The 26,403-nt window shown below is 64.8% G+C and carries 23 protein-coding genes and 1 pseudogene; 13 read left to right on the top strand and 11 right to left on the bottom strand.

Features of this window, described 5'->3' with window-relative positions:
• Positions 1-6: 6 nt before the first annotated feature.
• The 3 genes from ubiT to ubiV all read left to right on the top strand — a co-directional run bounded on the left by ubiT (position 7) and on the right by ubiV (position 2,481).
• Positions 7-540 carry a ubiquinone anaerobic biosynthesis accessory factor UbiT gene (ubiT, locus tag XH85_RS07050; protein ID WP_128931315.1) on the top strand — a complete coding sequence of 178 codons (534 nt, stop codon included), beginning with the start codon at positions 7-9 and terminating at the stop codon, positions 538-540.
• Positions 540-1,517: a ubiquinone anaerobic biosynthesis protein UbiU gene (gene ubiU / locus XH85_RS07055; RefSeq protein ID WP_164934691.1), complete on the top strand. Its 978-nt coding sequence runs from the start codon at positions 540-542 to the stop codon at positions 1,515-1,517. Before ubiT ends, ubiU begins: the two co-directional genes overlap by 1 nt.
• A 67-nt stretch (positions 1,518-1,584) precedes the next feature.
• Complete coding sequence (ubiV, locus tag XH85_RS07060) at positions 1,585-2,481, top strand: ubiquinone anaerobic biosynthesis protein UbiV (protein WP_164934690.1); 897 nt, start codon at positions 1,585-1,587, stop codon at positions 2,479-2,481.
• 187 nt (positions 2,482-2,668) lie between these two features.
• Here the strand turns inward: ubiV and XH85_RS07065 are convergent, their stop codons facing one another.
• From XH85_RS07065 to XH85_RS46125, 4 genes are all read right to left on the bottom strand, one after another.
• The gene (locus tag XH85_RS07065; protein WP_128931317.1) at positions 2,669-3,760 is read right to left on the bottom strand and encodes an enolase C-terminal domain-like protein; all 1,092 of its coding nucleotides are present in this window, start codon (positions 3,758-3,760) and stop codon (positions 2,669-2,671) included.
• 399 nt (positions 3,761-4,159) lie between these two features.
• The gene (locus XH85_RS07070; protein ID WP_164934689.1) at positions 4,160-5,383 is read right to left on the bottom strand and encodes an ABC transporter substrate-binding protein; all 1,224 of its coding nucleotides are present in this window, start codon (positions 5,381-5,383) and stop codon (positions 4,160-4,162) included.
• A gap of 403 nt (positions 5,384-5,786) precedes the next feature.
• Positions 5,787-6,716 carry an alpha/beta hydrolase gene (locus tag XH85_RS07075; protein ID WP_128937133.1) on the bottom strand — a complete coding sequence of 310 codons (930 nt, stop codon included), beginning with the start codon at positions 6,714-6,716 and terminating at the stop codon, positions 5,787-5,789.
• A gap of 66 nt (positions 6,717-6,782) precedes the next feature.
• The gene (locus XH85_RS46125; protein WP_245473391.1) at positions 6,783-7,097 is read right to left on the bottom strand and encodes a hypothetical protein; all 315 of its coding nucleotides are present in this window, start codon (positions 7,095-7,097) and stop codon (positions 6,783-6,785) included.
• Between the two features lie 109 nt (positions 7,098-7,206).
• Between XH85_RS46125 and XH85_RS44755 the strand changes: the two genes are divergently transcribed.
• Positions 7,207-7,347, top strand: coding sequence for a hypothetical protein (locus tag XH85_RS44755; RefSeq protein ID WP_164934688.1), 141 nt, complete (start codon positions 7,207-7,209; stop codon positions 7,345-7,347).
• Here the strand turns inward: XH85_RS44755 and XH85_RS07085 are convergent.
• Genes XH85_RS07085 through XH85_RS07095 form a run of 3 tightly spaced genes read right to left on the bottom strand, consistent with a single transcriptional unit; the run spans position 7,344 to position 11,159 of the window.
• Positions 7,344-8,930 carry an ATP-binding protein gene (locus XH85_RS07085; protein WP_128931318.1) on the bottom strand — a complete coding sequence of 529 codons (1,587 nt, stop codon included), beginning with the start codon at positions 8,928-8,930 and terminating at the stop codon, positions 7,344-7,346. The two genes, XH85_RS44755 and XH85_RS07085, sit on opposite strands and share 4 nt — an antisense overlap.
• A complete protein-coding gene (locus XH85_RS07090) occupies positions 8,927-9,631 on the bottom strand; it encodes a response regulator transcription factor (protein ID WP_128931319.1) in 705 nt (234 codons plus the stop codon). The genes XH85_RS07085 and XH85_RS07090 overlap by 4 nt, the downstream gene beginning before the upstream one ends.
• Positions 9,632-9,650: 19 nt before the next feature.
• A complete protein-coding gene (locus XH85_RS07095; protein WP_164940097.1) occupies positions 9,651-11,159 on the bottom strand; it encodes a DUF4153 domain-containing protein in 1,509 nt (502 codons plus the stop codon).
• Positions 11,160-11,348: 189 nt separating this feature from the next.
• Between XH85_RS07095 and XH85_RS07100 the strand changes: the two genes are divergently transcribed.
• Positions 11,349-12,719, top strand: coding sequence for a glycoside hydrolase family 3 N-terminal domain-containing protein (locus XH85_RS07100; RefSeq protein WP_128931321.1), 1,371 nt, complete (start codon positions 11,349-11,351; stop codon positions 12,717-12,719).
• Positions 12,720-12,780: 61 nt separating this feature from the next.
• Here XH85_RS07100 and hydA read toward each other — a convergent pair whose 3' ends face one another.
• Both hydA and XH85_RS07110 read right to left on the bottom strand, forming a co-directional pair.
• Positions 12,781-14,235 carry a dihydropyrimidinase gene (hydA, locus tag XH85_RS07105; RefSeq protein WP_128931322.1) on the bottom strand — a complete coding sequence of 485 codons (1,455 nt, stop codon included), beginning with the start codon at positions 14,233-14,235 and terminating at the stop codon, positions 12,781-12,783.
• A gap of 114 nt (positions 14,236-14,349) precedes the next feature.
• The gene (locus XH85_RS07110) at positions 14,350-14,958 is read right to left on the bottom strand and encodes a TetR/AcrR family transcriptional regulator (protein WP_128931323.1); all 609 of its coding nucleotides are present in this window, start codon (positions 14,956-14,958) and stop codon (positions 14,350-14,352) included.
• A 101-nt stretch (positions 14,959-15,059) separates the two neighbouring features.
• Between XH85_RS07110 and XH85_RS07115 the strand changes: the two genes are divergently transcribed.
• From XH85_RS07115 to XH85_RS07125, 3 genes are all read left to right on the top strand, one after another.
• A complete protein-coding gene (locus XH85_RS07115; RefSeq protein WP_128931324.1) occupies positions 15,060-15,755 on the top strand; it encodes a PspA/IM30 family protein in 696 nt (231 codons plus the stop codon).
• 55 nt (positions 15,756-15,810) lie between these two features.
• Positions 15,811-16,086 carry a YiaA/YiaB family inner membrane protein gene (locus XH85_RS07120; protein ID WP_061846546.1) on the top strand — a complete coding sequence of 92 codons (276 nt, stop codon included), beginning with the start codon at positions 15,811-15,813 and terminating at the stop codon, positions 16,084-16,086.
• A 276-nt stretch (positions 16,087-16,362) separates the two neighbouring features.
• Positions 16,363-16,569, top strand: a complete 207-nt coding sequence (locus XH85_RS07125) for a hypothetical protein (protein WP_025033895.1) — start codon at positions 16,363-16,365, stop codon at positions 16,567-16,569.
• Positions 16,570-17,008: 439 nt separating this feature from the next.
• On the opposite strand, the pseudogene XH85_RS07130 reads toward XH85_RS07125, so the two are convergent.
• Positions 17,009-17,568, bottom strand: a pseudogene (locus tag XH85_RS07130) (SDR family NAD(P)-dependent oxidoreductase); the annotation flags it as partial.
• 191 nt (positions 17,569-17,759) lie between these two features.
• Here XH85_RS07130 and XH85_RS07135 point away from each other — a divergent pair.
• From XH85_RS07135 to XH85_RS07150, 4 genes are all read left to right on the top strand, one after another.
• Positions 17,760-19,256 carry an aldehyde dehydrogenase family protein gene (locus XH85_RS07135; protein WP_128931325.1) on the top strand — a complete coding sequence of 499 codons (1,497 nt, stop codon included), beginning with the start codon at positions 17,760-17,762 and terminating at the stop codon, positions 19,254-19,256.
• A gap of 117 nt (positions 19,257-19,373) precedes the next feature.
• Entirely contained in the window at positions 19,374-20,501 is a 1,128-nt protein-coding gene (locus XH85_RS07140) for an alkene reductase (RefSeq protein ID WP_128931326.1), read from the top strand.
• 222 nt (positions 20,502-20,723) lie between these two features.
• Positions 20,724-21,227 carry a GFA family protein gene (locus XH85_RS07145; RefSeq protein ID WP_128931327.1) on the top strand — a complete coding sequence of 168 codons (504 nt, stop codon included), beginning with the start codon at positions 20,724-20,726 and terminating at the stop codon, positions 21,225-21,227.
• A 270-nt stretch (positions 21,228-21,497) separates the two neighbouring features.
• On the top strand, positions 21,498-23,159 hold the full coding sequence (locus XH85_RS07150) for a thiamine pyrophosphate-binding protein (RefSeq protein WP_128931328.1): 1,662 nt from the start codon (positions 21,498-21,500) through the stop codon (positions 23,157-23,159).
• 183 nt (positions 23,160-23,342) lie between these two features.
• Here XH85_RS07150 and XH85_RS07155 read toward each other — a convergent pair whose 3' ends face one another.
• Positions 23,343-24,722 (bottom strand): LLM class flavin-dependent oxidoreductase, encoded by a 1,380-nt coding sequence (locus tag XH85_RS07155; RefSeq protein ID WP_128931329.1) that lies wholly within the window; start codon positions 24,720-24,722, stop codon positions 23,343-23,345.
• Positions 24,723-24,986: 264 nt separating this feature from the next.
• On the opposite strand from XH85_RS07155, the gene XH85_RS07160 reads away from it, so the two are divergent.
• Positions 24,987-26,372 (top strand): M20 family metallopeptidase, encoded by a 1,386-nt coding sequence (locus XH85_RS07160; RefSeq protein ID WP_128931330.1) that lies wholly within the window; start codon positions 24,987-24,989, stop codon positions 26,370-26,372.
• Positions 26,373-26,403: the final 31 nt, after the last annotated feature.

The raw sequence follows: 26,403 nt of genomic DNA on the forward strand, positions 1-26,403 counted from the left end.
GACGGAATGAGTCATTCGTCCGTCGCGTCCGGTTCGTTGCCGACAATCCCGCCGCTGCTCGCTCTGGCAATACGTCCCTTGCCGCTGCTGCCGCTGCAATTCGCGTTTCGTGGCTTCCTGTCGCGGATATTGAGGCGCAATCCCGGCCTGCTCGACCGGCTCGGACCACATCGCCGCGCACGGTTCGGGATCAAGCCGGTCGACCTGCCGTTCGCCTTCATCGTCGAGGCCGCGCCGCCGCTTCTGTCGGTGGTGCGCGAGCTGCCGCAAGGCCTGGAAGCCTATGTCTCCGCTTCGCTCGCAAACCTGCTGGCCCTGGTCGAGGGCAGGGTCGATGGCGACGCGCTGATGTTTTCGCGTCAGCTCGGAATCGAAGGCGACATGGAGGCTGTGCTGGCCTTGCGCAATGCGATCGACGATGCGCGGCTCGATCTCGCCGCGGAGCTGGCTTCCCTGTTCGGTCCGTTGGGCGAGCCGGTGAGGCGTTCCTTCGAGGCCGCGCGGGACAGGCTGACCGGCCCGCCGCAGGAGCAGAGGTGATGGAGCTGATCTGTCCCGCCGGCACGCCGGCCGCGCTGCGCAGCGCCATCGATGCCGGGGCTGACGCCGTCTATTGTGGCTTCAACGACGAGACCAATGCGCGCAATTTTCCGGGGCTGAACTTCAGCCGCGACGAGCTGCGTAAGGGAATCGCGTTCGCCCATGGACGCGGCGCGCGCATCCTGGTCGCCATCAATACCTTTCCGCGGGCGTCGTCCGTGACGCTCTGGCAGCGCGCCGTGGACGATGCCGTCGATGCCAGAGCCGACGCGCTGATCGTCGCCGATATCGGGCTCATGGATTACGTCGCCAAACGTCATCCGGGCCAGCGCCTTCATGTTTCGGTGCAGGCTGCCGCCGCAAATCCCGATGCCATCGCGTTCTACGTCGAGATGTTCGGGGCGCGCCGCGTCGTGTTGCCACGCGTGCTCAGCGTTGCGGAGATCGCCGAAATCACCCGCGAGACGGCGTGCGAGACCGAAGTGTTCGTGTTCGGCGGCCTTTGCGTGATGGCCGAGGGGCGCTGCTCGCTGTCGTCCTATGCGACCGGCAAATCGCCGAACATGCAGGGCGTCTGCTCGCCGGCGAGCCATGTGGCCTATGAGGAGACCGCGCAGGGAACGACGTCCCGGCTTGGTGGCTTCACCATCAACCGCTTCGCCCCGCAGGAGGCCGCGGGCTATCCGACCCTCTGCAAGGGGCGGTTTTCCACCGCGCATGGCGACGGCTACGTCGTCGAGGACCCTGTCAGCCTCGATGCCACGACGCTGCTCGGGGGATTGCGAAGCGCCGGCGTTGCCGCCCTGAAGATCGAGGGGCGTCAGCGCGGACGGGCCTATATCGAGAGCGTGGTCCGTCATTTCCGTCGCGCACTCGATACAATCGAGCAGGGGCGCGAAGCGGACATCGTGAGCCTGCGGCCCTTCACTGAAGGCCAGGCCTCTACGCTCGGCGCCTATCGCAAGACATGGCGATGATTAATGGCGATGATTGATGGCGATGATTGCAACCGATGGCGGCCGGCCATCAATGAGAGAAGCCCCGATGCAGCTGAGGCTCGGCCCCGTCCTCTACAATTGGGCGCCGGAGCGCTGGCGCGATTTCTACTTTCGGATTGCCGACGAGGCGCCGGTCGATGTCGTGTCCGTAGGCGAGGTCGTCTGCTCGAAACGCTCGCCGTTCTTCGCGGAGCACCTGCCTGACGTGATCGAACGGCTCCAGCGTGCCGGCAAGCAGGTCCTGCTGGGTTCGCTGATCCTGGTGTCGCTGCGGCGCGAACGGCGTCAGACCGAGGAGCTCTGTGCGGCTGACAGCGCATTGGTCGAGGTGAACGACCTGACCTGCCTCCGCCCGATCAAGGGCCGGCCGCATGCGATCGGTCCCTACGTCAACATCTACAACGAGACCAGCGCGGCCTTTCACGTCCGGCAAGGCGCAGCGCGCATCTGCCTGCCGCCGGAATTGCCGATCTCGTCAGCGGCGGTGATTGCCGCAGCGGTGCCCCAGGCCGTGATCGAGATTTTTGCCTTCGGCCGGGTGCCGCTGGCGATTTCCGCCCGTTGTTACCATGCGCGGCTTCACAAGCTGTCCAAGGACAATTGCCGCTTCGTCTGCGAAAAGGACCCGGACGGGCTCGCGTTGAAGACGCTGGACCAGCAGGAGTTCCTCACGATCAACGGCGTCCAGACCCTGTCGCATGCCTGCACCAATCTCGTTGGAGACGTTGCTGCATTGCGCGAGGCTGGGATCGGCTCGCTGCGCCTATCGCCGCAGGATTGCGACATGGTGGGTGTTGCCAGAACCTTTCGCGATGTGCTCGACGGACGCAACTCAGCCGAAAGCGCAAGCCGCCGCTTGTCCGATCTTTACCCGGGCGTCGCCTTTGCCAACGGCTTTTTTCGCGGCAAGCCCGGCTTTTCCTTCGCGTGCTCCTCGCAATGACGACGATGAGTAGTTGCGCGCACATCATCTCCCCCGGGTCGTCCTGGCGAAGGCCAGGACCCATACCGCGTGATCCCTCGATTGTGAGCGCTCGCAGTACCGAGCAGCCGGTCTTCGGCAAACTACTTCCCGGGGTAATGGGTCCTGGCCTTCGCCAGGACGACGGCGGCGCTGGCGGTCGGCGCCATTAGCTGACCAGATATTTGGCGACCGCCGCCTCGTCCCACGCAATCCCGTTGCCGGGCTCCTCGCTCGGCAGCGCAAAGCCATCCTTGATCTTTAGCCGCGTCGACAGCACCGCGTCGGCCCAGTCGACATATTCCAGCCAATGCGCGGTCGGCGTCACGCACAACAGATGCGCGCTGACCTCGGAAAACAGGTGCGTCGACATCTCGATGCCGGCGGCGTGCGCCAGCGCCGCGGCGCGCAGCCAGCCGGTGACGCCGCCGATGCGCTGGACATCAGGCATCACGTAGTCGCAGGCTTCCGCGGAGAGTGCCGCCTGCATCGAGAATGCGCTGTCGAAATTCTCGCCGATCTGCACCGGCGTGTGCAGCGCGTCCGCAATACGGGCGCTGCCCTCATAATCGTCGTGGCGGATCGGCTCCTCGATCCAGGTGAGGCCCTCGTCGTCGAGCATCTCGCCGCGGCGGATGGCTTCGGTGACCGTCAGCGCCTGATTGTAGTCGCACATCAGCGTCACCTGATCGCCGACGGCCTTGCGCACAGCGCGCACGACGGCGAGATCCTCCCGCGCATCGGGTCGGCCGACGCGGATCTTTGCCGCCCGAAAACCCTCGGCCAGCAGCTTGTGCGCCTCCTCGACTGCGGCGCTCGCGGGCATGATGCCGAGCCCCTTCGAATTGTAGGCCCTGACCGGCTTTGGCGCGCCGCCGAGCAGGCGCGCCAGCGGTAGGCCGCGTGCACGAGCGAGTGCGTCCCATGCCGCCATGTCGATGCCGGATTGCGCCAGCCGTTGCAGCCCGGCGAGGCCCAGCAGCGTGAAGCGCTGGGCGAGCTTGCGCTCGATCTCGAACGGCAGCAGCTCGTCGCCGACGACGAACTCCGACATTTCCGTGACCATGGCCGTCAGCGGCTTCAAGGCAGACGGCGTGATCGAGAACAGATAGGCGTGCCCGCGTACGCCCTGGTCGGTCTCGCAGTCGATCAGCACCAGCGGCGCTTTGGCGACCGCCCCGGTCGAGGTCTGGAGCGGCAGGTTCATCGGCACGATCACGGGCCGCGCCTGGAAGCGCTTGATGCGGATGGTCTCGGTCATGGGTCTCTCCCAGCGGAGCGGATGCAGGTCGGCGCCGATCTTAAACATCCGTGATGAAACGAAAAGGCGCCTGCTGCGACCACCATGAAATGGGGTTGCGCCACCGCGGTGGTGAAGTCCGGTAATCCAGCGCGAGTCCGCTCGCTGCCGGAAGCGCGCTGGCATCGCTCAAGCCGGTGTGAGGTCGATCAGCGTTGCCTGATTGAGCCTTCGTTGTGGCCGCGAGAAAGGTCTGCTCCCTCTCCTGCTTGCGGGAGAGGGCTGAGGAGAGGGTGTCTCCTCCTCAACGGGACGATCCCCAAGCGGAAAGAGCCCTCACCCGGCGCTTCGCGCCGACCTCTCCCGCAAGCAAGCGGGAGAGGTGATCCCGCGCGGCGCTCACACGCGCCCTGAGGCGTCTCACCGCGCCGCGCCTTCGGTGAAGGCGGTCTCGATCACCTCGCCAAAAGGCTGCCAGGAACGGCCGTCGAACTGGACGAGCCGCATCTGCTTGATCGGCAGATAGTTGCTGGGCGAGGTATTCATCCTGATGTTGGGCAGCGCGACGGAGGGGTGATAGCCCTTAAGCGAAGCCGCCTGACGCATGATGTTGTCACGCGAGAAGTCGTCGCCGCATTGCTTCAGCACCTGCGCCAGCGCTTCGGCCGCGGCGTAACCGTAGAGCGCGGCGCTGCTGTTGGTGCTTTCGGCCTGATGGTATTTGTCCATGAAGGCGAACCAGTCCTTCATGGCGGCATCGTCCTTCCATGCGGGATCGCTCGGATCCTTCAGAAAGGCCGCGGAGATCACGCCGGCGGAGTTCTCGAGGCCCGCGGGCGCCATCGCATTGGCGATCGAGGCGGAGGCATCGTTCACGATGAAGACCGGATGCCAATTGAGTGAGGCCGCCAGCTTGATCACCTTGGATGCCGTCGACGGCACGCCGAGAAAGACGAAGATGTCGGCGCCCGCGCGCTTGAGGATCGAGACGTGTCCGTCGAGATGTTCGTCGGCGATGTCGAAGGCGATGTCGACGAGGACATGACGGTTGAGGTCGCCAAGGCCTTCCTCGATGCCCTTGTAGAGCATGCGGCCGAACTGGTCGTTCTGCCAGAGCACCACGATCTTCTTCCGGGGATAATAGGCCTGGATGTAGTTGGCGTAGATGCGCCCCTCCGACCGGAACGACGGCTGCCAGCCCATGGTCCAGGGAAACGCGCTTGGCTGGCTCAGCTCCTCGTCGCCGGAGGCGACGAACAGCTGCGGGATCTTCTTCTCGTTCAGATACCAGCGCGTGGCGAGATTGCCGGGCGTGCCGAATGACCCGAACATCAGGTGCACGTCCTCGGTCTCGACCAGATTGCGCGTCAGCTCCAGCGCAGTCGCCGGATCGGAATTGTCGTCGCGCGTGATGAAGCGGACCTTGCGGCCGTTGATGCCGCCACGCGCGTTGATCATGTCGAAATAGGCGGCCTCCGCTTGGCCGATGGCGCCGAACTCCGAGAGCGGTCCCGAATACGGCATGACATTGCCGATGCGGATTTCCTTGTCGGTCGTGGCTTGCTCCGCGTGTTGCAGGGACATCGCCCCAAGCGAAGCCAAAGCGACGATCAAAACGAACAGCAGCCTGCCGGTGACGCGCATGCTCGACACCTTGATGTTGGCCCCCGAAAAGGTCGGCTCAATCCCCACCAAGGCTGGTTGATGTAGGTCAAGCGTTTGGCGATCGTATGGCTTGATCGCCGGGTTTGATGTTGCAGAGCATTGAGCCAAAACGGCAGGTGTGTTGACGCGCCGCGAATCCTTTCGCTGCTGGAAAGCGCGCTGGCATCGTTCAAGCCGGCGTGAGGCCGATCAGGCTTGCCGGATTGAGCCCCCGTTGTGACCGCGAGGAAGGTCTGCCCCCCTCTCCCGCTTGCGGGAGAGGGCTGGGGAGAGGGTGTCTCCACAGAGAGACTCCCAACGAGGAGGAAGCCCTCACCCGCGCCTTCGGCGCGACCTCTCCCGCAAGCGGGAGAGGTGAGGAGATCCCGGCTCTATAGCCCCCCTACGGCAGCCCCCGCGCCTCGAGCTGATGCACCAGCAGCAGTGTCGGCTCGGCGAGGCTGTCGCCGGAGCCGTCCAGGCCAAAGGCGCTCGCAATGCCGTCGCGGCTGCGCAGCAGCGTGCTGCGCGGACAATGGCCGGCGCCGCAGAGCGTCTTCTTCAGGGTCTCGCCTTGCGCGACGACGCCGGCGGAATCGTCCGCGGCCCAGGCCAGCAGGATCGGCACGTCGACATTGAGGATGCCGGGGAAGACCGATCGCTTGTTATATTGGCTGGCGTCGCTGCCGAGATAGGCCTTCTCGCTGTCGCTCGCGTCCTTGCCCGCGCGGTAGATGCCGGACACCAGGACGACGGCGGCGACATCGGCGCGGTCGGCCTGAAGCTCGGGATGCGCCAGCAGGGACGCGACATGGAAGGCGCCGGCGCCGTAGCCGACCGCGACGATCTCGCGGGCATCGCCGTTGAACAGGTCGATATTGCCGTTAACCCAGGACAGGGCCGCCGCCACGTCGCTCGCGCCGGCGGGCCAGGGCGCCAAAGGTGCCAGGCGATAGTTGACGCGCACCCCGATCATGTCGTTGCGCGCGGCAAAGCACATCGCCTGGTCCTGGATCTGCCGGGCCAGCTCGGGCGCCGCGCGGTCGCCGGTGAAGGTGTCGCCGGCCACGAACAGCAGCACCGGCCGCGGCGTATCCGCCTTGGTCGCGCTGGTCGCGACGTCGAGCACATTGGCCTCGCTCTCGCCGTAGCGCAGGCCACGCGAGAAGGTGACCTGCTCGCACAGCCGCGCGGTGCCGCCGGCAGTCGTGTCGGAATCGGTGAGGCCCACTCGCACGAGATTGGCTGGTGGCGACAGCCTGGCCGGCAAAGGTCCGTGCGCGGAGGCCGTGGTCATGGTCAGAGTTAAGAAAAAAGCCAGATAATTCTTCATGGTGATGCCGGCCTTGCGGGACTCATATTGGCTCGCCGGTTTGGCCTGTCTTTTCAATTCGCCTCATTAGTCAGCTGGCCTTGAGGCGAATTCACGGCACCTTTGGTCGGCACGTGGCCGCTTTTGCAATGCAAGTTCGCAGCCGGCCGGACGATTGCGCAGCGCGGCTTTTTTATCTCGATCCGTCAAGGCGTTGCCCGGCGCCATCCAGCCTCGCGCCGGAAACGGCTTTCTACTGTGCATGGGGTTGTTTTCGCAGTTTTTGTTTTGGACGGCCGGCACAGCACGTGCCGGACGCCGCCCGTTGGCAGCTCGGCGATTGCCCTCAAAGGCGCCGAACTGGAAGCGCTGAAGCGGCAATGCTGCGATGCGGCCGATCAAGTCCTGCTCGACCGCGGCATCGATAAGATTTCCTCGCACGTCCGTGATGGAACCTAATGGCGACTGGTGCGACTTACATATGACGCGGGAAGTAACGTGCGAGGCTGTCATGGCAGAGAAGCATACCGCCGATCCGGCAGAGATCATGCGGGCGACCGGTCATCCTGAGCTGGAATATGCCGCCGGCTGGACCATAGCCGGTCTCGTCACCATCGCCGCCATCGTCGCCGCCTGGGTGTTCGCCATCTAGGCAGCTGGAAACTGGAGCTCGAAGGCCGCGCCCTCGTCGGTCGGCTTGAGCCTGATTGAGCCGCCATGGCTCGCCATCACCGCGCGTGCGATCGCCAGCCCCATCCCGGTGCCGCCCTGGTCGCGGCGGGTGGTGAAGAAGGCGTCAAAAATCCTGTCGCGGTTGGGCGCCGAGATCGGCTCGCCGTCATTGCTCACCGTCAGCAGCAGGGTCGTGCGCTCGAAGGTCGCCTCCAGCCTGATCGTCCTCGCCCTGTGCCGCACCGCGTTGTCGGCGAGATGCGACAGCACGATCAGCGCCTTCTCGCCGGACATGCCGATCGCGCGGTCGAGGCTGCCGCTGGCCGAGATCGCGCTTTCCGGAAACCGGCTTTTGAGATCGGCAATCACGGGGGCAAGCTCGGTGCGTTCGTTCTGCGGCAGGCTTTCGGCGCGGGCGAGCTCACGCAGCCGCTGCGCCATTGCCTCCAGCCGCTGGGTGTCGGACAGGATGTTGGTGATGAACGTCGTCTGCTCGGCCGGCGTCAGACTGCCTGATTTGCCCTGAAGTGAATCCTGCAAGAGCTCGGCCGCACCCTTGATGGAAGTGAGGGGCGATTTCAGCTCATGGGTGAGGTGGGCCGAGAACGTTGCGATATAGTCCGAGCGACGCGCCAGCTGCTCGGCCATGCCGAGGAAGCTGTGCGAGAGCTGGGCGAACTCGCGCGTGCCGTAGTGCCGCAGCGGCCGGAACGCCTCGCGGTCGCCGCGGCCAATTCTGGCGGCGCGGTCGATCAGCTCGCGCATCGGCAACGTGATGGTGCGCGAGAAAACGAGGCCGATCGCGATCGTGCCGAGGACCACGGCGAGCCCCGCCAGCACGAACTTCGCCCGCTCCTGGTAGAGATGGTCAAAAATGTTGCTCGGCGTCCGCGTGGTGTAGATCACCCCGGCGACGCGGTTGTTGACGATGACCGGCATCGCCGAGAACACGTGCACGCCGAGACCTCGGCTGAAGGAATAGATCGGCGGCGGCGGCTTGTCCGGCACGCGGTTACGCAAGGTGGCGCGGTATTGCCCGTGCAGCGCGTCCGCGACCTCCTCGATATGGGCGAGCGACTGCCCGACCTCCTGTCGGCCGGCGATCACCACGCCCTGCGGATCGAGGATGCGAAAGCCCGCCAGCGTCACCTTCTGGGTCTCGCGGATGATCGGCGTCAGTTTTGCGCCGATCTCGACATAGGCCTGCTCTGCCGGCCGGGCTGCGGCCTGCGCATCCGGCCTGCGCCGCAACAAATCATTGGCGGTGAGGTCGAGCGCGGGGCGGATCGGCGTGAACTGGTCGCCGGGATCGGGCAGCACGCCTGGCGGCACCTCGGCGCCGAGCGTCAGGCCGCTGTCGAGCCTTGCAATGACTTCCTGAGCATAGATCGTCGCGAGCACGCGGCTCTGCGCGATCAGCTCGGCCTGGGTCTGGCGGATGAGCTGGTTGTCATAGAGGCGGAAGAAGAACAGGCCAACCAGCGGCAGCACGGCGACGGTCGTCAGCACCGTAAAGATGACGAGCCCAAGCGACGGCCGCCATTTGTCGGGCGCCGCGCTCATGCCTCTTTCTCGCAGCGGCCGAGCTTAAAGCCGACGCCGTGGATGGTCTCGATGACGTTCTCGCAATTCAGCGCCGCCAGCTTGGCGCGGATGTTGCGGATGTGGCTGTCGATGGTGCGGTCGGAGACCTGGATGTTGAGCTGATAAGCGGCCCGCATCAGCTGCTCGCGGTTGAAGACGGAGGTCGGGCGGGTCAGGAAGGCGCGCAAAATGCCGAACTCGATTGCCGTCAGTTTCAGCGGCGTGCCGGCGAAGGACGCCCGGTGCTGCTCGGGATCGATCAGAAGATTGCCTTGCGCCAGCGCGGTGGGACCGGCCTTGATCTCGCCGTTGCGCGGGCCGAGACGGCGCAGGATGACGTTGACCCGCGCCACCAGCTCGCGCGGGCTGAACGGCTTCGTCACGTAGTCGTCGCCGCCGATCTCGAGACCAAGGATGCGGTCGATCTCCTCGTCACGCGCCGACAGGAACAGAATCGGCACGTCGGAGCTTTTGCGCACCTCGCGGCAGACGTCGAGGCCGTCGAATTCCGGCATGCCGATGTCGAGCACGATCAGATCGGGCCTGTCGGCGGCGAAGCGGGCGAGCGCCTCCTTGCCGTCGCGCGCTTCGATCACGTCCATGCCGGCCTTCCTGAGGGCGACACGGATGACCTCGCGGATATGACCCTCGTCGTCGACGATGAGAATGCGATGCGCCAAGAACTTCTCCGCTAGCTCGTCAGCCTGCCGGTTGGCTGCCGGACTGAGCTTTCGCCTGGGCGTCCAGCCTGCGCTGGAGCCTCCAGTTGCGAAAGCCCCAGCTTCGCCAGGCCAGATCCGGGCGCTGCTGTTCTACAAGGCGGTCGCGGCGCGACACAAGGCAGCTCTCGGGGGTGCCAGACCGCAGCAAGATGGCCTTGTCGATGGCGGGCAGCGCCTGCGGCCCGAGCGTCAGGAGATAGTTGATGTCGATCTGCACGCCCTTGCCCGATGCTTCCCGGCTGTGGGTGACATTGTAGTCGGCAATGAAGGCATCGAAGTTCACGAGCGAGCAACCATAGAGCACGATCGCGAGCGCGATCAGATTGACGCCGACGAGCCATTGGTTGGACCGGTTGAGGGCGATGCGGCTCACGATCAGGACCAGTCCCAGCGCGACCAGCCCCATCCAGATGAAGGCCGCGATGCGCCAGTAAGTCAGCGTGTAGATGTCCACGTAGAGCTCGAGGCGCAGGATGGAGGAGGCGACGAGCAGCACGTTCTGGCCCACCCAGAGATAGACCAGCGGCCGGATCACCTTCGATTTCTCGGCCGGCCCGCCCGGGCGCATCGCCACCAGCACGAAGGCGGCGGCGAGCAGCGCGGTTACGATCAGCGGATAGGCGCCGCGATGGGCGTACCACGCATAGGTCAAATTGTCGGGCAGCGCCACATGGCCCCAGAGATAGATGCCGTCGAGAATGGACTGTGCCGCGAACAGCAGGTTGAACAGGATCAGCGAGCGCAGGATGGTGGAGGGACCGAGAAATTCCGCCGAGACTTGGGACGGGAGCGGCGGCGGCACGGGACCATCGGCAACGGTCGTGGTGACAATCGTCTTGCGCCGCCAGCGCACATGAATGAACGGCCAGACCAGCGCCAGCATCAAGGCCCAGAACAGCACGCGCGGGATGCTGACATATTCGAGGATGAGCTTTGGATTGAGCAGGGACACCCACCGCTCGATGAACGGATTGGCTGCTGCGAACAGCGCGACGAAGACGGTGCCGAGCGCTGCCGGCAGCAGCCACAGCGCGACGCCGCGGGTGAACGCCGACATGTTGAACACCTGGGGCGCATCGAGGAAGAACCTGAAGGGACCGAGCAGGACGAAGTTGCGTAGCGCGCGGGTCCGCTCGGCGAACTCGGTCGTTTCCGGATTGGTCGCGAGCAGCATGGCCATGAGCAGCGCCGCAATGAGGATCAGGAACGACAGCGTGTTGAGCTCCTCGATGGCCGGCACGAGGCCGGCGACGAGAATGGCGGCGCCGATCGTCGCGCGCCGCGAATCAAGCGAGTCATGATTGAAGGGCACCGACACGCAGACCGTCGCAATTGCAAACAGTGTCAGCGACAGCCCGATCCGTTCGTCGTAGAACAGCCAGTCCGCCAACGCAGCTAGTGCCAGCGTGCAGCCAAGCTTGGCCGCAATCGAGGAATGCCTGATCGGTTGGATATCCGCTGCGATCGTCGAAGCCAGGCTCGTCATGTCTAAGAGACCTTTCGTGATATGTGGCATCACGAAGTCTGAACGGTACTTGTGCAGAAGCCGCGATCATCGTCTGCACGGTTTCAGGAGTCTTTTGCAGTTTTCGTGCAGGCGCGCTTTTGCCGCTCGCGTAGCGCAAATCGCCTTGATAGGTGCGGAGCATTCGCCACTCCTCGCACGTGATGCATCATGCAATTGCTCCGCCGCATCGGTCTCGTCCTGCTCTGGCTTGCCGCGCCTGTCGTCGCGTTCGCGGCAGCGAACAAGAACGATCCTTATCTGCTGCCACTGCGCGGCGCCGGAAACATCGCGCTTGTCGTCGCAAGCATCATGATCGTCATCGTCCTGCTGCGCAGAAAGCATTGGCGCAGCACGGCGGGCAAGCTGCTCGTCATGCTCTGGTGCCTGCTGCCGGTTCTTATGTCTGCAGCGCATCTGAAGTTCGAGCTGCGCAAGCATGATGTCCTCGCCGCGAGCCCCGCTGAGGCGCGACAACTCGGGCCTCACTTCGTGGTCGGCTATTCCTCCTTTCCTGAGGTTGCGCGCTTGGCCGAGGAGGGCCTGATCGGCGGCGTCTATGTCACCCGGCACAACATCCGGGGACGGACGGTCGAGGCGCTGCGTGCCGAGATCGCAGCGCTCCAGGATATCAGGCGCGCCGCCGGCCTGCCGCCGCTGGTCGTCGCCGCGGACCAGGAGGGCGGCATCGTCGGGCGCCTCGCGCCGCCGCTGACGAAGGTGCCTGCGCTGGCGACGCTCAGCGGGCTCGCGCCCGACGACCAGCAGGCCAAAGCCGAAGAGTTCGGCCGCATCCATGGCCGCGAGCTCGCGGGCCTCGGCGTCAATCTCAATCTCGCGCCGGTGCTCGACCTGAAGCCGCCGGCGAGGCGCAACCGCCTCGATTTCCATACGCTGATCGGGCAACGGGCGATCGCGACCGATCCCGCTGTCGTCAGCACGATCGCGAGCGCCTATGTGCGCGGGCTGGAAGAGTCAGGCGTCGGCGCCACGCTCAAGCATTTTCCCGGCATTGGCCGCGTGCGCACCGACACCCATCACTTCAGCGCCAGCCTCGATGCGCCGGTGAAGGAGCTGGAAGCAACGGACTGGCTCCCATTTCGCGAGGTGCTGTCGCATTCGCGCAGCGCGCTCATGGTCGGTCATGTCACGCTCACCGCCGTCGATCCCGATCGCGCCGCCTCGCATTCGAAACGCGTCGTCGAAGGGATCATCCGCGACACCTGGAACCACCAGGGCGTGGTGATGACCGACGATCTCGTCATGGGCGCGATCTACCAGCACGACGTCTGCAAGGCCGTGGTCGAGGCGATCAATGCCGGCGTCGATCTGCTGCTGGTTGCCTATGACGGTGCGCAGTTCTACCGCGTCTTCGCCTGCGCGCTGAACGGATCGCGTCAGGGCAAGCTCGACGCGGCGATGCTGCGCGCGAGCGCGGCGCGGCTCGAAAGAGGCTTCCCGACCGAGCAGGCGCGAGCCGCCTTACTCACCAGAAGTACACTTGAGATAGCGCGTGCCGCCTCGCGCGCGAGGGGCGATTGAACGCGACGTGCATCCGCGCCAGGCAACCGAGATGGCTGAGCTCTTCGCGCGGCGAGAAGTGTTACGGCGTCACCGCGCCGCGTTCGACCGCGTGCGGGGCCGTCAGCTTTTTCCAGGTCGAATTGGCCAGATGTACCGGCGAAAATGGCGGCCGCTCGACAAAACGGCCGTCGCCAGCCTCGGCGCGCAACCTCCCATCCTTCCACGCGATGCGGCCGCGCGATAGCGTCACCGCCGGCCCGCCGATGCAGGAAAAGCCCTCGAACACGTTGTAATCGATCCGGCTCATCTGCCGCTTGGCGCTGATGGTCCTGGTCGCCTTGGGATCCCACACCACGATGTCGGCATCCGAACCGACGGCGACAGCACCTTTCCGCGGGTAGATGTTGAGGATGCGGGCGATGTTCGCCGAGGTCACCGCGACGAATTCTTCCGTGGTCAGCCGCCCGGTGGCGACGCCTGCGGTCCATAGCAGCGCGAGGCGGTCTTCGAGGCCGCCGGTGCCGTTCGGGATCTTTCTGAAGTCGCCGAGGCCGAACCGTTTCTGCGCGGTGGTGAAGGCGCAATGGTCGGTCGCGACCACCTGGAGCGAGCCGGCTTGCAGGCCGGCCCACAGGCTGTCCTGATGCGATCTGTCGCGGAACGGCGGTGACATCACGCGCTGCGCGGAATGATCCCAGTCCTTGTTCTGATATTCATCCGCCTCGAGCAATAGGTGCTGGATCAGTGGTTCGCCATAGACGCGCTTTCCAGCCGCGCGTGCCCGCGCGATCGCCTCATGCGCCTCGCGGCAGCTGGTGTGCACGATGTAGACCGGCGTGCCCGTCATGTCCGCGATCATGATGGCGCGGTTGGTGGCTTCGCCCTCGACCTCCGGCGGCCGTGAGTAAGCGTGGCCTTCGGGGCCGGTGACGCCGCGCGCGATCAGGGCCTCCTGCATCAGGGCGACGACGTCACCATTCTCGGCATGGACCACGGGCATGGCGCCCAAATGAGCGCAGCGGGCGAACGAGTTGTAGAGTTCGTCGTCGTTCACCATCAGCGCGCCCTTGTAGGCCATGAAATGCTTGAATGTGTTGATGCCGTAGGTTTTGACCACGGTCTCCATCTCGTCATGGATCTGCTTCGACCACGACGTCACGACCATGTGGAAGCCGTAGTCGGAGGCCGCCTTCTCGGATTTGCGGCGCCAATTCTGATAGGCGGCGAGCATCGACTGACCGGGATCGGGCAGGCAGAAATCCACCACCATGGTGGTGCCGCCGGCGAGCGCCGCCTTGGTTCCTGATTCGAAATCATCGGCGGTGACGGTGCCCATGAACGGCATTTCGAGATGGGTATGCGGGTCGATGCCACCAGGGATGACATAGGCGCCGCCGGCGTCGATCACTTCAGTGCCGGTGGGCGCATCGAGCGAGGCCCCGATCGCGACGATGATCTCGCCGTCGATCAGCACGTCCGCGCGGCGCGAATGATCGTGATTGACGACGGTGCCGCCGCGGATGAGGAGGGGCATGGAGGGCTCCGGGAGAGGTGAGGGGACGTCTCGCTGCGAAGGCTAGGCGCGGCGACAGCGATGCGACAGGCGAAATTTTAGTCAGCCTCCGCCGATGGTTTCACCGCGCTGTGTCTACTTTGCGTGGGCGACCAGCCCATCCAGCATTGCGCGCACGAGGCCTGCGATCTCCTTGCGCAGCGCCGGCAGCGGCACGGCGACCAACTTCTGTTCCAACCCCAGCGCCACCATGCCATGAACCGCCGAGAACAGGCTGCGCGCGGTGATGCTCAACTCCTCCGGACCGCGCTTGGGAAGTAGCGCGGCCAGCGGCTGGTAGATGTGGCGGAACAGCTGCATCTGGTCGTGGATCGACCAGTCGGGGACAATCTTGTCGGCCTCCATACGATGCTCGAACAACGCGCGCCAGAGCTGGAGATTTTCGGCGGCGAAATCGCAATAGGCGATGGCGATGCGAACCAAGGCTTCTTGTGGCGAGGGCTCGCCAGCGCTCTCCGCCGCGCTGAGCGCCTCGTCGAGCCGAAGCAGCGTGCGCGAGCCGACGCGCAGGATCAATTCGTCGACATCGGCCACAAGATTATAGACCGCGCCATTGGCGCAGCCGATCTCGCGGGCAAGATCGCGTGTCTTCAGGCCCGCCAATCCTCGTTCAGCGATCATCCGCTCCGCTGCCAGGATCAGGTCGGCTCGAAGTTTCTCTCGACGTTCCATGGTCTTAGACATCTATTTACCAGATTTGTGAACATCGTTCAAAAACATCTTGAGCATTGCTCAAGATGTGCTACAAAGCATCCGTGAGCAATGCTCATAACAGGGAGCAACAAATGTTCAAGACCGTAGTGACGCTTTTCCGCGGCAGCGTGGCCGCTGCGGGCGAGGAGCTGGAAGACCGGACCGCTCTTCTGATCCTCGATCAGCAGATGCGTGATGCGGCCGCGGCCGTCGAGCGCAGCAAGCGCACGCTGGCGCTGGCGATCGCGCAGGACCAGCAGGAGGGCCGCAAGCTCGAAGCGACGAATGCCCGCATCGCCGACCTCGAGACCCGTGCCGTTGCGGCGCTCGACGGCGGCCGCGAAGACCTCGCCAAGGATGCCGCCGAAGCCATCGCGGGCTTAGAGGCCGATCGCGATGCGGCGATGACGGCGCGCGCGCTGTTCGCGACCGAGATCGCGCGGCTGAAGCGCCACGTCACCAGCGCGCAGGCCCGCATCACCGAGCTCGACCGCGGCCGCCGTATTGCCCGTGCCTCGGAAGCGGTGCGCTCGCTTCGTCGCGGCGGCATCGAGGCTGCACGTCCCTACGAATCCACACTGCCGGAGGCGGAGGGCACGTTGAGGCGTCTGCGCGAGCGGCAGATGGAAGCCCAGGCCGCTGACGATGCCCTGGTCGAACTCGATGCGGCCACCGGTCCGCTCGCCACTGCCGAGAGGCTAGCCGAACAGGGCTTTGGTCCCCGGCTCAAGACGACCGCGGACGACGTGCTGGCGCGGTTGAAATCCAAGCGCATGCCGTCAGCCTGATCTCACATCCAATCCCTCGAACCCAATCATCATTCGAACCAACAGGAGACCCATCATGAACCAGAACGGCCAGCCCCACAGCAGCGCCTGGGTGAGCTTCACTTACGCGTCCTTCGCAGCCTCCGCCTTCCTCGTCGCCATCGGCATCTTCTTCCTGCCGATCGACCTCTGGATGAAGGGCTATCTCACCATGGGCATCGTCATGCTGATCCAGACCTGCATCACGCTGACCAAGACTGTGCGCGACAATCACGAGAGCAGCCGCCTCGTGAACCGCATCGAGGACGCCAAGGCCGAGCGTCTGCTGATGGAGGTGTCGAAGGCGGCTTGAGGAGACCAGCGCGGGAAAGGAGCGCTCTGCGCAGGGCGGCTGATGCCGAGCATCCGCCGCCCGCTGTATTTCCGGTCATTTGCCACAATCGCGGCATCGTCTGCGAAATGCAGTCGAGCCATCATGGCAGGGCGTTGCGCCCATATGTTGCCGAGAGCCTTCTCGTGCATGCCGAGGACTGGCACGTGATTGTCGAGGTCAGAGCAGGCTTTGCCGATTGTGATTTGAACGCAGGTGCGATATGGCTCTCGCGCTTTCCAGAGGCGGAGACGAGCTTTGTCGAAACAATCCCTGCGTGAGGAGGCCGAGCGCCTGATCCGCGAATCGATGGAAAAGAAGACCATCGTCGTCAAGCAGGGCACCACCCGCATCGAGGCCGTCTGCGGCAAGTGCGGCGCGCCGAACCGGGTGCAGGCGGAAAAGGGTCAGACCCGCGTCAAGTTCGCCTGCAAGAATTGCGGGCATAAGCAAGAGACGCTGTAGGGTCGTTCGCCCGAACTTACCGTGCGCGAAGACTCTAACCCTCATCCTGAGGAGCCCGCTGAGCGGGCGTCTCGAAGGATAGAGGCCGAGCTGCTGCAGCGAGGCCTGCATGGTTCGAGACGCGCGCAAGGGCGCGCTCATGAGGGTCTGCTAGTTACTCTCCCTTCACGAATTTCGCGAATGCATCCGCGTAATCCGGGTGCCAGCGCGAGAGCGGCGGGCGGTTCTCGATGATATCGCCGGCGGCCCACAGCATGCGCTTCTCGTCGAGTGAGCGGGGCACGTCATTGTCCGGGCACAGGATGTAGAAGTCGCCGACCTCGAGCCGCCTCAGCATGAAATCCACGGTCTGCTCCGGCGTCCAGGCGCCTGCGGGCTTCTCGGTGCGGCCCTTGGCGGTGAGGCCGGTGAAGACGAAGCCTGGAATGAGCAGATGCGCAGTGACGCGGCAGTCCCTGGTATTGCGCAGCTCGTGCTGGAGGGCTTCCGTAAAAGCCTTCACGCCGGCCTTGGAGACATTGTAGGCGGGATCGCCGGGCGGAGTGGTGATGCCTTGCTTCGAGCCGGTGTTGATGATGAGGCCGGGTTTGCCGCGCGCGATCATGCCGGGCGCGAAGATGCGCGAGCCGTTGATGATGCCCCACATGTTGACGCCGATGATGCGCTGCCAATTGTCAGGCCCGGTGAACAATGTGCTGCCGGGCTGGATGCCGGCATGTTCATCAGGATATCGGTGCCGCCGAAGCGGGCGCACACGGCGCGTTCCAGTTCCATCACGCTCTCGACCTTGCTGACATCTACGGCAGACGTCATTACATTCCCGGCACCTGCGACGGATGACAGTTTTGTTGCGGCCTCAGCCAGCCGCGGCTGATCGACATCGGCGATGCACAGCTTCATGCCGGTGCGCGCAAACGCCGCGGCGGCGGCAAATCCGATGCCGGACGCGCCTCCCGTGATCACGGCAACGTTGTCTTTGACGATGGCGGGATGTGACATGGCGGGGTCTCCGGCGAAGCTACATTGCGCTCCATCGCGTTATAGCACGTGCCTCTTGCGACCCTGCACAAGTCGGCATGGGAGGTCTTCGCTCCGCGCCGCCTTTACGCCTCTCCGGCGCGGCTATATTTTATGCGACGAACGATCCCGCGCAGATCGAACCAATCAATCACCTGACAGGGAGTGCAGCCATGGCTGTGTCGCAGGCTATTCCGATCACGCGCCATCCATTCGCGAACGGGTCCTACAAGCAGATGCTGATCGACGGGAAGTGGGTCGACGCTGCCTCAGGCAAGCGCTTCGAGACCCGCAATCCCGCCACCGGCGAACTGCTCGCAACCGTTGCCGAAGGCGACAAGGAAGACATCGACCGCGCGGTCGCCGCCGCACGTCGTGCGTTCGAGGGTCCGTGGAGCAAGGTCAAGCCGTTCGAGCGGCAAAACCTCCTCTTGAAGCTCGCCGATCTCGTCGAGAAGAATTTCGATGAATTGTCGCAGCTCGACACGCTCGACATGGGGGCTCCCGTCAGCCGCACCCGCGCCTATCGCCTGCGCGCGATCGGCATGCTGCGTTACTACGCCGGTCAGACCACCGCGATCCATGGAGAGACCATCGAGAACTCGCTGCCCGGCGAGATCTTCTCGTACACGCTGAAGGAGCCGGTCGGTGTCGTCGGCGCCATCATCCCCTGGAACGGGCCGCTGACGGCGACGATCTGGAAGATCGGCCCGGCGCTCGCGACTGGTTGCACCGTGGTGCTCAAGCCCGCCGAAGAGGCGCCGCTGACCTCGCTGCGCATCGCCGAGCTCGCGATGGAAGCGGGTGTGCCGCCCGGCGTCATCAACGTCGTTCCCGGCTATGGCGAGACCGCAGGCGCGGCGCTCGCCTCGCATCACGACGTCGACAAGGTCGCCTTCACCGGCTCGCACGTCACGGGCCAGTCGATCATCCGTGCGTCGGCCGGCAACCTTAAGCGCGTCTCGCTCGAGCTCGGCGGCAAGTCGCCGGACATCGTGTTCGCGGACGCCGATCTCGATGCCGCGGTGCCGGGTGCTGCGATGGCGGTGTTCGCCAATTCGGGGCAGATCTGCAGCGCGGGCACGCGTCTGTTCGTCGAGCAGTCGATCTACGAAGAATTCGTCGGCCGCGTCGCCGAGTTCGGCAAGAACCTGCAAGTCGGCAACGGTCTCGATCCCAACGTGCAGATCGGCCCGCTGGTGTCTGAGCAGCAGCTCGAGCGCGTCACCGGCTATCTCGATATCGGCCAGAAGGAAGGCGCCAAGGCGCTTGCCGGCGGCGCCCGTGTCACCGAGGGCGCGCTGTCGAAGGGCTTCTTCGTCTCGCCGACGGTGTTTGCGGGCGTCCAGGACAATATGCGCATTGCGCAAGAAGAGATTTTCGGGCCCGTCATCTCCGCGATCGCCTTCAAGGACATGGACGAGCTGGTCAAGCGCGCCAACGCCACCACGTTCGGCCTCGGCTCCGGCCTGTGGACTCGCGATGTCAGCAAGGCGCATGCGGTGGCGAGGAGCCTGCGCGCCGGCTCGGTGTGGGTGAATTGCTACCAGACGATGGACCCGGCCGTGCCGTTCGGCGGCTACAAGATGAGCGGCTACGGCCGCGAGTCCGGCAAGCAGCACGTCGAGGAATATCTCAACGTGAAGGCCGTCTGGGTCAAGACGGCGTAAGACCTGCTCTCTTCTGCGTTCCGTAAGAGGGAATATTTGATTTCGTGGGGCGGCGCTTTTCCGGTGGCCGCCCCTCGCTGTATGATCCGCATCCTTCCATAAACATTCGGGGCCAGCATGAAATTTCCGGCGTTGTTCAAACCGTTGCAGGTCGGTCCATACAGGCTTGCGCATCGCGTCGCGATGGCGCCGCTGACGCGGATGCGCGCCGAACGCGAGAGCTTTTCGCCGCGGCCGCTCAACGCGGAATATTACGGCCAGCGCGCGACGCAAGGCGGCCTGATCATCGCCGAAGCGTCCCCGGTGCTCTCGCACGGCCGTGGCAATCCGGCGACCCCCGGCATCTATTCGGAGACGCAGATCGCGGGCTGGCGCAAGGTGGTCGATGCCGTGCACGCCAAGGGCGGCATCATCTTCCTCCAGCTCTGGCATGTCGGCCGCGTCTCGCATTCTTCTTTCCACGGCGGCGCGCTGCCGGTGTCGGCCTCGGCGATCCCGATCAAGGCCGAGGGCATGAAGGCGATGACCGCCGACGGCAAGATTGCCGATTACGAGACGCCGCGCGCGCTCGAGACCGAGGAGGTCAAGGACATCGTCGAGGCGTTCCGCCAAGGTGCCAAGAACGCGCTCGCCGCCGGCTTCGACGGCGTCGAGATCCACGGCGCCAATGGCTATCTGCTCGAGCAGTTCCTGCAATCGCGCAGCAACCAGCGCACCGATCAGTATGGCGGCGGAATCGAGAACCGCGCGCGGCTGCTGCTCGAAGTGACCCAAGCCGCGATCGAGGTCTGGGGTGCGAATCGCGTCGCCGTGCGGCTGTCGCCACACGGTATCGCCAATGATTCCGGCGAGGGCGATCCGATGCCGCTCTATACCCATGTCGTGAAGGCGCTCGACGAGCTCGGTCTTGCCTATCTACACTTCATCGAGCCGCGCTCCAGTGGCGCGGGGCGTGCCGACGTCAACTGGCAGAACGTGCCGTCCGCGATGGTGCTGTTCCGCCCGCTCTACAGTGGCGTGCTGATGACCGCCGGCGGCTTTACCGGCGAGACCGCGAATGCGGCGATCGCCGAGGGACACGCCGACATCATCGCCTTCGGTCGCATCTTCATCTCCAACCCCGATCTGCCGCGCCGGCTGGCGCGCGATTACCCGATCACGCCGTACAACCGCGCGACGTTCTATGGCGGCGAAGAAAAGGGCTATACGGATTATCCGGTGTATGACGAGCTGACGCCGGCGTAGGGACCTCCGTAGCCCGGATGGAGCGCAGCGAAATCCGGGATTCGTGCCAGCGTCGAGATTCCCGGATTGCGCTGCGCTCCATCCGGGCTACGGAGTTGTTGCGTGGCTCCGACCGACCACATATTCCGTCATTGCGAGCGCAGCGAAGCAATCCAGAATCTTTCCGCGGATGCAGTCTGGATTGCTTCGCCGCGCTCGCAATGACGACGGAGAGAAATCCCCATGGCCAAAGCCGCAGCCGCCGCAGGAATCGCCACCGGCCAATGCCTGTGCGGCAAGGTCAGCTTCGAGATTGACGTGCCCGCGCGCTGGGCCTGGCACGATCATTCCGCCGCCAGCCGCCGCGCCCATGGCGCGGCCTACGCCACCTATGTCGGGAGCTGGAAGAAGCGCTTTCGCATCACCGCGGGCAAGGTCGCGCTCACGCGTTATGAAGACAAGGCCACCAAGACCACCCGCAGCTTCTGCTCGCATTGCGGCACGCCGATCGCCTATGAGCGCCCGCGCGGCCCGCACATGGTCAACATCCCCCGCGCGCCGTTCAACGAGCGCACCGGCCGCCAGCCACTCTATCACATCGCGATCGAAGAACTGCAGGAATGGGCCTATACCGGCGAGCCGCTGGTGCCGCTCAAAGGCTTTCCGGGCGTGGTCTGGCAACGCTCGAAAAAGAAGAAGCGGGCGAGGGGCGAGGACCCGTTCGAGCTTGGGCGCGAGGAGATGTAAGCGCACCGCGCTGCTCTCGTGCCCCGGACGCGGCGCAGCGCCTCTTCGGCGGTGCGCTGCTGAGCCGGGGCCCATGCACCAGCCATCGTCGTGCGAATTCTGGGTCCCGGCTCTGCGTCGCAACGTTACACGTTGAGCCGCGTCCGGGACACGAGAGAAGAGATCGGGGCGCTCGCGCAACGCAGCCATGACCGCACTTCCTTGCGCGCCTCCTCCGACTTCGGTCATCATGCTCCCGTCCTTGCGGCAACGTCCGCTCCTGGAGGAAACATGAAGAACAAGATCACCGGCCGCTCCGCCTTTCTCGCGTTGCTCAAGGACGAGGGCATCACGCATCTGTTCGGCAATCCCGGCACCACCGAGCTGCCGATCATGCACGCGCTGAAGGACCATCCTGATCTCACCTATGTGATGGCGATGCAGGAGAGCCTGGTGGTGGCGATTGCCGATGGTTACAGCCGCGCCTCCGGAAAGCTCGTCGCCTGCAACGTCCATGTCGCGCCAGGCCTCGGCAACGCGATGGGCTCGCTCTACAACGCGCAGTTCACGGGCACGCCGATGATCCTCACCGCCGGCCAGCAGGAGCAGGGCCACGGCCTGATGGAGCCGGTGCTGTACGGTCCCTTGGTGCGCATGGCCGAGCCGCTGGTGAAATGGGCGGTTGAGGTGACCCGGCTCGAGGATCTGCCGCGCGTCGTGCGCCGCGCGGCCAAGGTCGCGACCACGCCGCCGACCGGCCCCGTATTCATCTCGCTGCCTGGCGACATCCTGAACAGCGAGGCCGGCATCGATCTCGGCCGTTCCACCCGCATCGACGCACGTACCAAACCATCGGATGACGCGCTCAGGGCCTTTGCTGCGCGGCTGCTGAAAGCCGGGCGTCCTGTGATCGTCACCATGGACGAAGTGGTCAAGAGTGATGCTTTGAAGGAGGCGGCTGAATTGGCCGAGCTGCTCGGCGCCGCCGCGTATCAGTCCTCGACGCCCTATGGTTCGCACTTCCTCTCGGAGAGCCCGAGCTTCGTCGGCACGCTGGCGCGGGTTCAGAAGGCGGCGCGCGATACGCTCGCGCCTTACGATCTCCTGATCGCGCTTGGCGGCGATCCCCTGCGCATGTCGGTCCATAGCGAGGTCGATGCGCTGCCGGATGGTCTCGGCATCGTGCAGGTTGGTCTCGCGGATTGGGAGATCGCCAAGAACTACGGCGCCGAGATCGCGCTGAAGGCGGAATTAAAGGAAACGTTGCGCGCGCTGATCCCGGTGCTGAAGGAGCTGGGCGGCACGACACTCGCAAGCCGCGCCAGGCAACGTCTTGCCGAGCTTGCGCCGAAGAATTGGACTGCGCGCCGCGCCGCGCTGATCGAGCAGATCAGCAAGAGCGCCGGCCGCACGCCGATCGATCCGGACTTTCTGGTGCTGCAAATGGTCGAAGCCATGCCCGACCATGCCATTCTCGTCGACGAAGGGCTCACCTCCAGCCGCCAGATCACGGCGCTGCGTCCGCATCGCGATCGCTACGGCTATCACGGCCTCGCCTCCGGCGGCATCGGCTGGGGCCTGCCGGCCTCGGTCGGCGTCAGCATCGCCAATCCGGATCGTCCCGTCGTGTGTTTCTCCGGCGATGGCAGCGCGATGTATTCGATCCAGGCGCTGTGGACGGCGGCGCATCACAAGCTGCCGCTCAACGTCGTTATCGCCAACAATGGCGGTTACCGCATCATCAAGCAGCGCCTGCTTGCCTTCCATGGCGATGACAATTACGTCGGCATGGATTTCGTCGATCCGCCGGTGGATTTCGCCGGCATCGCCAAGGCGCTGGGCTGCGAGGCGATCAGGGTGAGCGATCCGCGGGAGCTGAAGGCAACGCTGGCGTCAGCGTTCGGCCGACCGGGGACGAAGCTGATCGAGGTGATGGTGGATGGGAAAGTGTAGGCACTCTGATAATGGCGGGCGCGATCCCTCCTCATCGTCGTCCCGGCGAAAGCCGGGACCCATAACCATAGGGAGGGGTTTGGCGAAGACTCGTCGTCCGGGACTACGACCAATCACAATCGAGGGATCACGCGGTATGGGTCCCGGCCTTCGCCGGGACGACGCCTGAGGGTGTGGCAGCGTCTACCCCCTCTTCCCTACCCGATATCCCGCCGCCGGGTGCGGCGCATCGAGCCTTGCGCGACCCTCACCGAACAGCTTCTCCCGTAGCGTACCCTTGGCATAGTCCGCCTTGTACCGTCCGCGCCGCGTCAGCTCCGGCACCAGCATATCGGCGATGTCCTCGAAATCGCCGGGCGAGATGGCAAAGGCGACGTTGAGGCCGTCGACGTCGGTCGCCTCGAACCATTGCTCGATCTTGTCGGCAACCATCTCCGGCGTGCCGACCACGACCGGGCCGGCGCCGCCGATGCCGACATGCTCGATGACGTCGCGCACGGTCCAGACCCGGTCGGGATCGGCGCGGGTGACGTTGTCCATCGCGCTGCGGCCGGCGTCATTCTGGACGTGCCGGACCTGCTGGTCGAGGTCGTAGCCGGAGAAATCGACGCCGGTCCACCCCGACATCAGCGCCAGCGCGCCTTCCGGGCTGATGTGGCGGCGATAGTCGGCGTATTTCTCTTTCGCCTCGGCTTCCGTCCGTCCCAGGATGATCGTCATCATCGAGAACATCAGGATCTCGGCCGGGTTGCGGCCAAGCGCGGCGGCCTCTTGCCGGATTGCTGACACGCGCGGCGCGATCACCTTGGCCGACGGTCCCGACATGAACACGCATTCGGCATGCTGTGCCGCGAACTGCCGGCCGCGCGGCGAGGTGCCGGCCTGATAGAGCACGGGCGTGCGCTGCGGCGACGGCTCGCTGAGATGAATGGTGTTGTTGATGCGGTAGTTCGCGCCATCATGATTGACGCGATGCACTTTCGTGGGATCGGTGAAAATGCCGCGCTTGCGATCCCGCAGCACCGCATCGTCCTCCCAGCTTCCTTCCCAGAGCTTGTAGACGACCTCCATATATTCGTCCGCGATGTCGTAGCGGTCGTCATGCCCGGTCTGCTTGTCCTTGCCGGCGCCGCGCGCGGCGCTGTCGAGATAGCCGGTGACCACGTTCCAGCCGATCCGCCCCTCGGTGAGGTGATCGAGCGTCGACATCCGCCGTGCGAACGGGTAGGGCGGCTCGAAGGACAGATTGCTGGTGACGCCGAAACCGAGATTTTGCGTCACCGCGGCCATCGCCGAAAGCAGCAGCAGCGGCTCGTTCGACGGCGTCTGCGCCGCATTGCGCAAGGCTGCGTCAGGGCTATTGCCGTAGACGTCATAGACCCCGAGCACGTCGGCCAGGAACAGCCCGTCGAAGCGGCCGCGTTCCAGCGTCTTGGCGAGATCGATCCAGTAGGGCAGGCGGTTATAGTCGGCAGTGCGGTCGCGCGGATGAGTCCACAGGCCCGGTGACTGGTGTGCGACGCAATTCATCGCAAAGGCGTTGAGCCTGATCTGCTTGGCCATGATGTCCCTCGGCACTCTGTACTGAGCGCTCTTCGAATGGTAGACGTGCGCCCGAATTGGCGAAGTTCTTGCATATCCTAGACTTGGATGTCTCGGCCTTGGCAAGGCCAAAATCCGTAGCGCTGCCGCGCTTGGCAAGCCGATCTCAAGAGAGCAAGAACGAAATCCCAAGAGAACTCCAAGAACTATCGACGTCCCCGCCACTTTCGAAGTCCCGCCCGTCTCGGGTAATGTCCTTCGTCTCAAAACCTCGAAAAGCAAGTCATGACCAGAGCCGACGCCATCGCCCGCGCCCGTGAGGATTTCAAATCCGGTGCGTTTCTCACCGAGCTCGACCGCCGCGTCGCTTATCGGACCGAGAGCCAGAATCCGTCGCGCGGCACTGAGCTGCGCGCCTATCTGGAACAGGAAATGCAGCCGGCCTTTGCTGCGCTTGATTTCACCAGCCGCATCGTCGAATCCCCAAGCGGCAAGGCGCCGTTCCTGTTCGCCGAGCACCACGAGAACGATTCAGTGCCGACCGTGCTGATCTATGGCCATGGCGACGTCGTCGATGGCATGGAGGGCGAGTGGCGCGACGGCCGCGATCCCTGGCGCACGACGGTTGCGGGCACGCGCCTCTATGGCCGCGGCACCGCCGACAACAAGGGCCAGCACAGCATCAACATGGCGGCGCTCCGCGCGGTGCGCGAGGCGCGAGGCGGCAAGCTCGGTTTCAACGCCAAATTCATCGTCGAGATGGGCGAGGAAATCGGCTCGCCCGATCTCGGCAAGGTCTGCGATCTCAATCGCGACGCGCTCAAGGCCGATTTGTTCATGGCCTCCGACGGGCCGCGCCTGTCCGCCGACCGTCCGACGTTGTTTCTGGGCTGCCGAGGTGGCATCCGCATCCATCTCGACGTGAACCTGCGTGATGGCGGCCACCATTCCGGCAATTGGGGCGGCGTGCTCGCCAACCCAGCGACCATCCTGGTCAACGCGATTTCCACGCTGGTCGACGGCCACGGCCGCCTCCAGCTCGACGCGCTGAAGCCGCCGCGGCTCACCAACCAGATCCGCAGCTATCTCGCCGACGTGCAAGTGGTGCCGACCGCGGACGAGCCGGCGCTGGCCGAGAATTGGGGCGAGGACGGACTATCGGCGGCCGAACGGCTCTACGCCTGGAACACGCTGGAAGTGCTGGCGATGTCCTCGGGCAATATCGAGAAGCCGGCGAACGCCATTCCCGGCCATGCCAATGCCGTGCTGCAACTGCGTTTCGTGGTCGGGACCAAGATCGAGGGCCTGATCGATGCCATCCGCGCGCATCTGGTCGCGAGGGGTTTTCCGATGGTCGAGGTGCGGGCGGCCCAGAGTTTTGCTGCATCGCGCACAGACTTCGACAGCCCCTGGATCAAATGGGCGGCGGATTCGGTACAGGAGACCACCGGCAAGGCGCCGGCCGTGCTGCCGAATTTCGGCGGCTCGCTGCCCAATGACGTGTTCTCCGAGATCCTGGGCCTGCCGACGATCTGGGTGCCGCACTCCTATCCCGGCTGCTCCCAGCATGCGCCCAATGAGCACATCCTGCTGCCATTGACCGAAGAGGCCTTGACGGTGATGGCCGGGCTGTTCTGGGATCTCGGCGAGTTGCCGGCGCCGTTAACCTGAGCCCTTGATCCAGCCGAAAGTTACATTCTAA

The organism is Bradyrhizobium zhanjiangense (genome assembly GCF_004114935.1).
Classification (GTDB): Bacteria; Pseudomonadota; Alphaproteobacteria; order Rhizobiales; family Xanthobacteraceae; genus Bradyrhizobium; species Bradyrhizobium zhanjiangense.

Coding starts and splice junctions, on each gene's coding strand:
- ubiT (WP_128931315.1), top strand. CDS start 7: ATGAGTCATTCGTCCGTCGCGTCCGGTTCGTTGCCGACAATCCCGCCG.
- ubiU (WP_164934691.1), top strand. CDS start 540: ATGGAGCTGATCTGTCCCGCCGGCACGCCGGCCGCGCTGCGCAGCGCC.
- ubiV (WP_164934690.1), top strand. CDS start 1,585: ATGCAGCTGAGGCTCGGCCCCGTCCTCTACAATTGGGCGCCGGAGCGC.
- XH85_RS07065 (WP_128931317.1), bottom strand. CDS start 3,760: ATGACCGAGACCATCCGCATCAAGCGCTTCCAGGCGCGGCCCGTGATC.
- XH85_RS07070 (WP_164934689.1), bottom strand. CDS start 5,383: ATGCGCGTCACCGGCAGGCTGCTGTTCGTTTTGATCGTCGCTTTGGCT.
- XH85_RS07075 (WP_128937133.1), bottom strand. CDS start 6,716: ATGAAGAATTATCTGGCTTTTTTCTTAACTCTGACCATGACCACGGCC.
- XH85_RS44755 (WP_164934688.1), top strand. CDS start 7,207: ATGGCAGAGAAGCATACCGCCGATCCGGCAGAGATCATGCGGGCGACC.
- XH85_RS07085 (WP_128931318.1), bottom strand. CDS start 8,930: ATGAGCGCGGCGCCCGACAAATGGCGGCCGTCGCTTGGGCTCGTCATC.
- XH85_RS07095 (WP_164940097.1), bottom strand. CDS start 11,159: ATGACGAGCCTGGCTTCGACGATCGCAGCGGATATCCAACCGATCAGG.
- XH85_RS07100 (WP_128931321.1), top strand. CDS start 11,349: ATGCAATTGCTCCGCCGCATCGGTCTCGTCCTGCTCTGGCTTGCCGCG.
- hydA (WP_128931322.1), bottom strand. CDS start 14,235: ATGCCCCTCCTCATCCGCGGCGGCACCGTCGTCAATCACGATCATTCG.
- XH85_RS07110 (WP_128931323.1), bottom strand. CDS start 14,958: ATGTCTAAGACCATGGAACGTCGAGAGAAACTTCGAGCCGACCTGATC.
- XH85_RS07115 (WP_128931324.1), top strand. CDS start 15,060: ATGTTCAAGACCGTAGTGACGCTTTTCCGCGGCAGCGTGGCCGCTGCG.
- XH85_RS07120 (WP_061846546.1), top strand. CDS start 15,811: ATGAACCAGAACGGCCAGCCCCACAGCAGCGCCTGGGTGAGCTTCACT.
- XH85_RS07135 (WP_128931325.1), top strand. CDS start 17,760: ATGGCTGTGTCGCAGGCTATTCCGATCACGCGCCATCCATTCGCGAAC.
- XH85_RS07140 (WP_128931326.1), top strand. CDS start 19,374: ATGAAATTTCCGGCGTTGTTCAAACCGTTGCAGGTCGGTCCATACAGG.
- XH85_RS07145 (WP_128931327.1), top strand. CDS start 20,724: ATGGCCAAAGCCGCAGCCGCCGCAGGAATCGCCACCGGCCAATGCCTG.
- XH85_RS07150 (WP_128931328.1), top strand. CDS start 21,498: ATGAAGAACAAGATCACCGGCCGCTCCGCCTTTCTCGCGTTGCTCAAG.
- XH85_RS07155 (WP_128931329.1), bottom strand. CDS start 24,722: ATGGCCAAGCAGATCAGGCTCAACGCCTTTGCGATGAATTGCGTCGCA.
- XH85_RS07160 (WP_128931330.1), top strand. CDS start 24,987: ATGACCAGAGCCGACGCCATCGCCCGCGCCCGTGAGGATTTCAAATCC.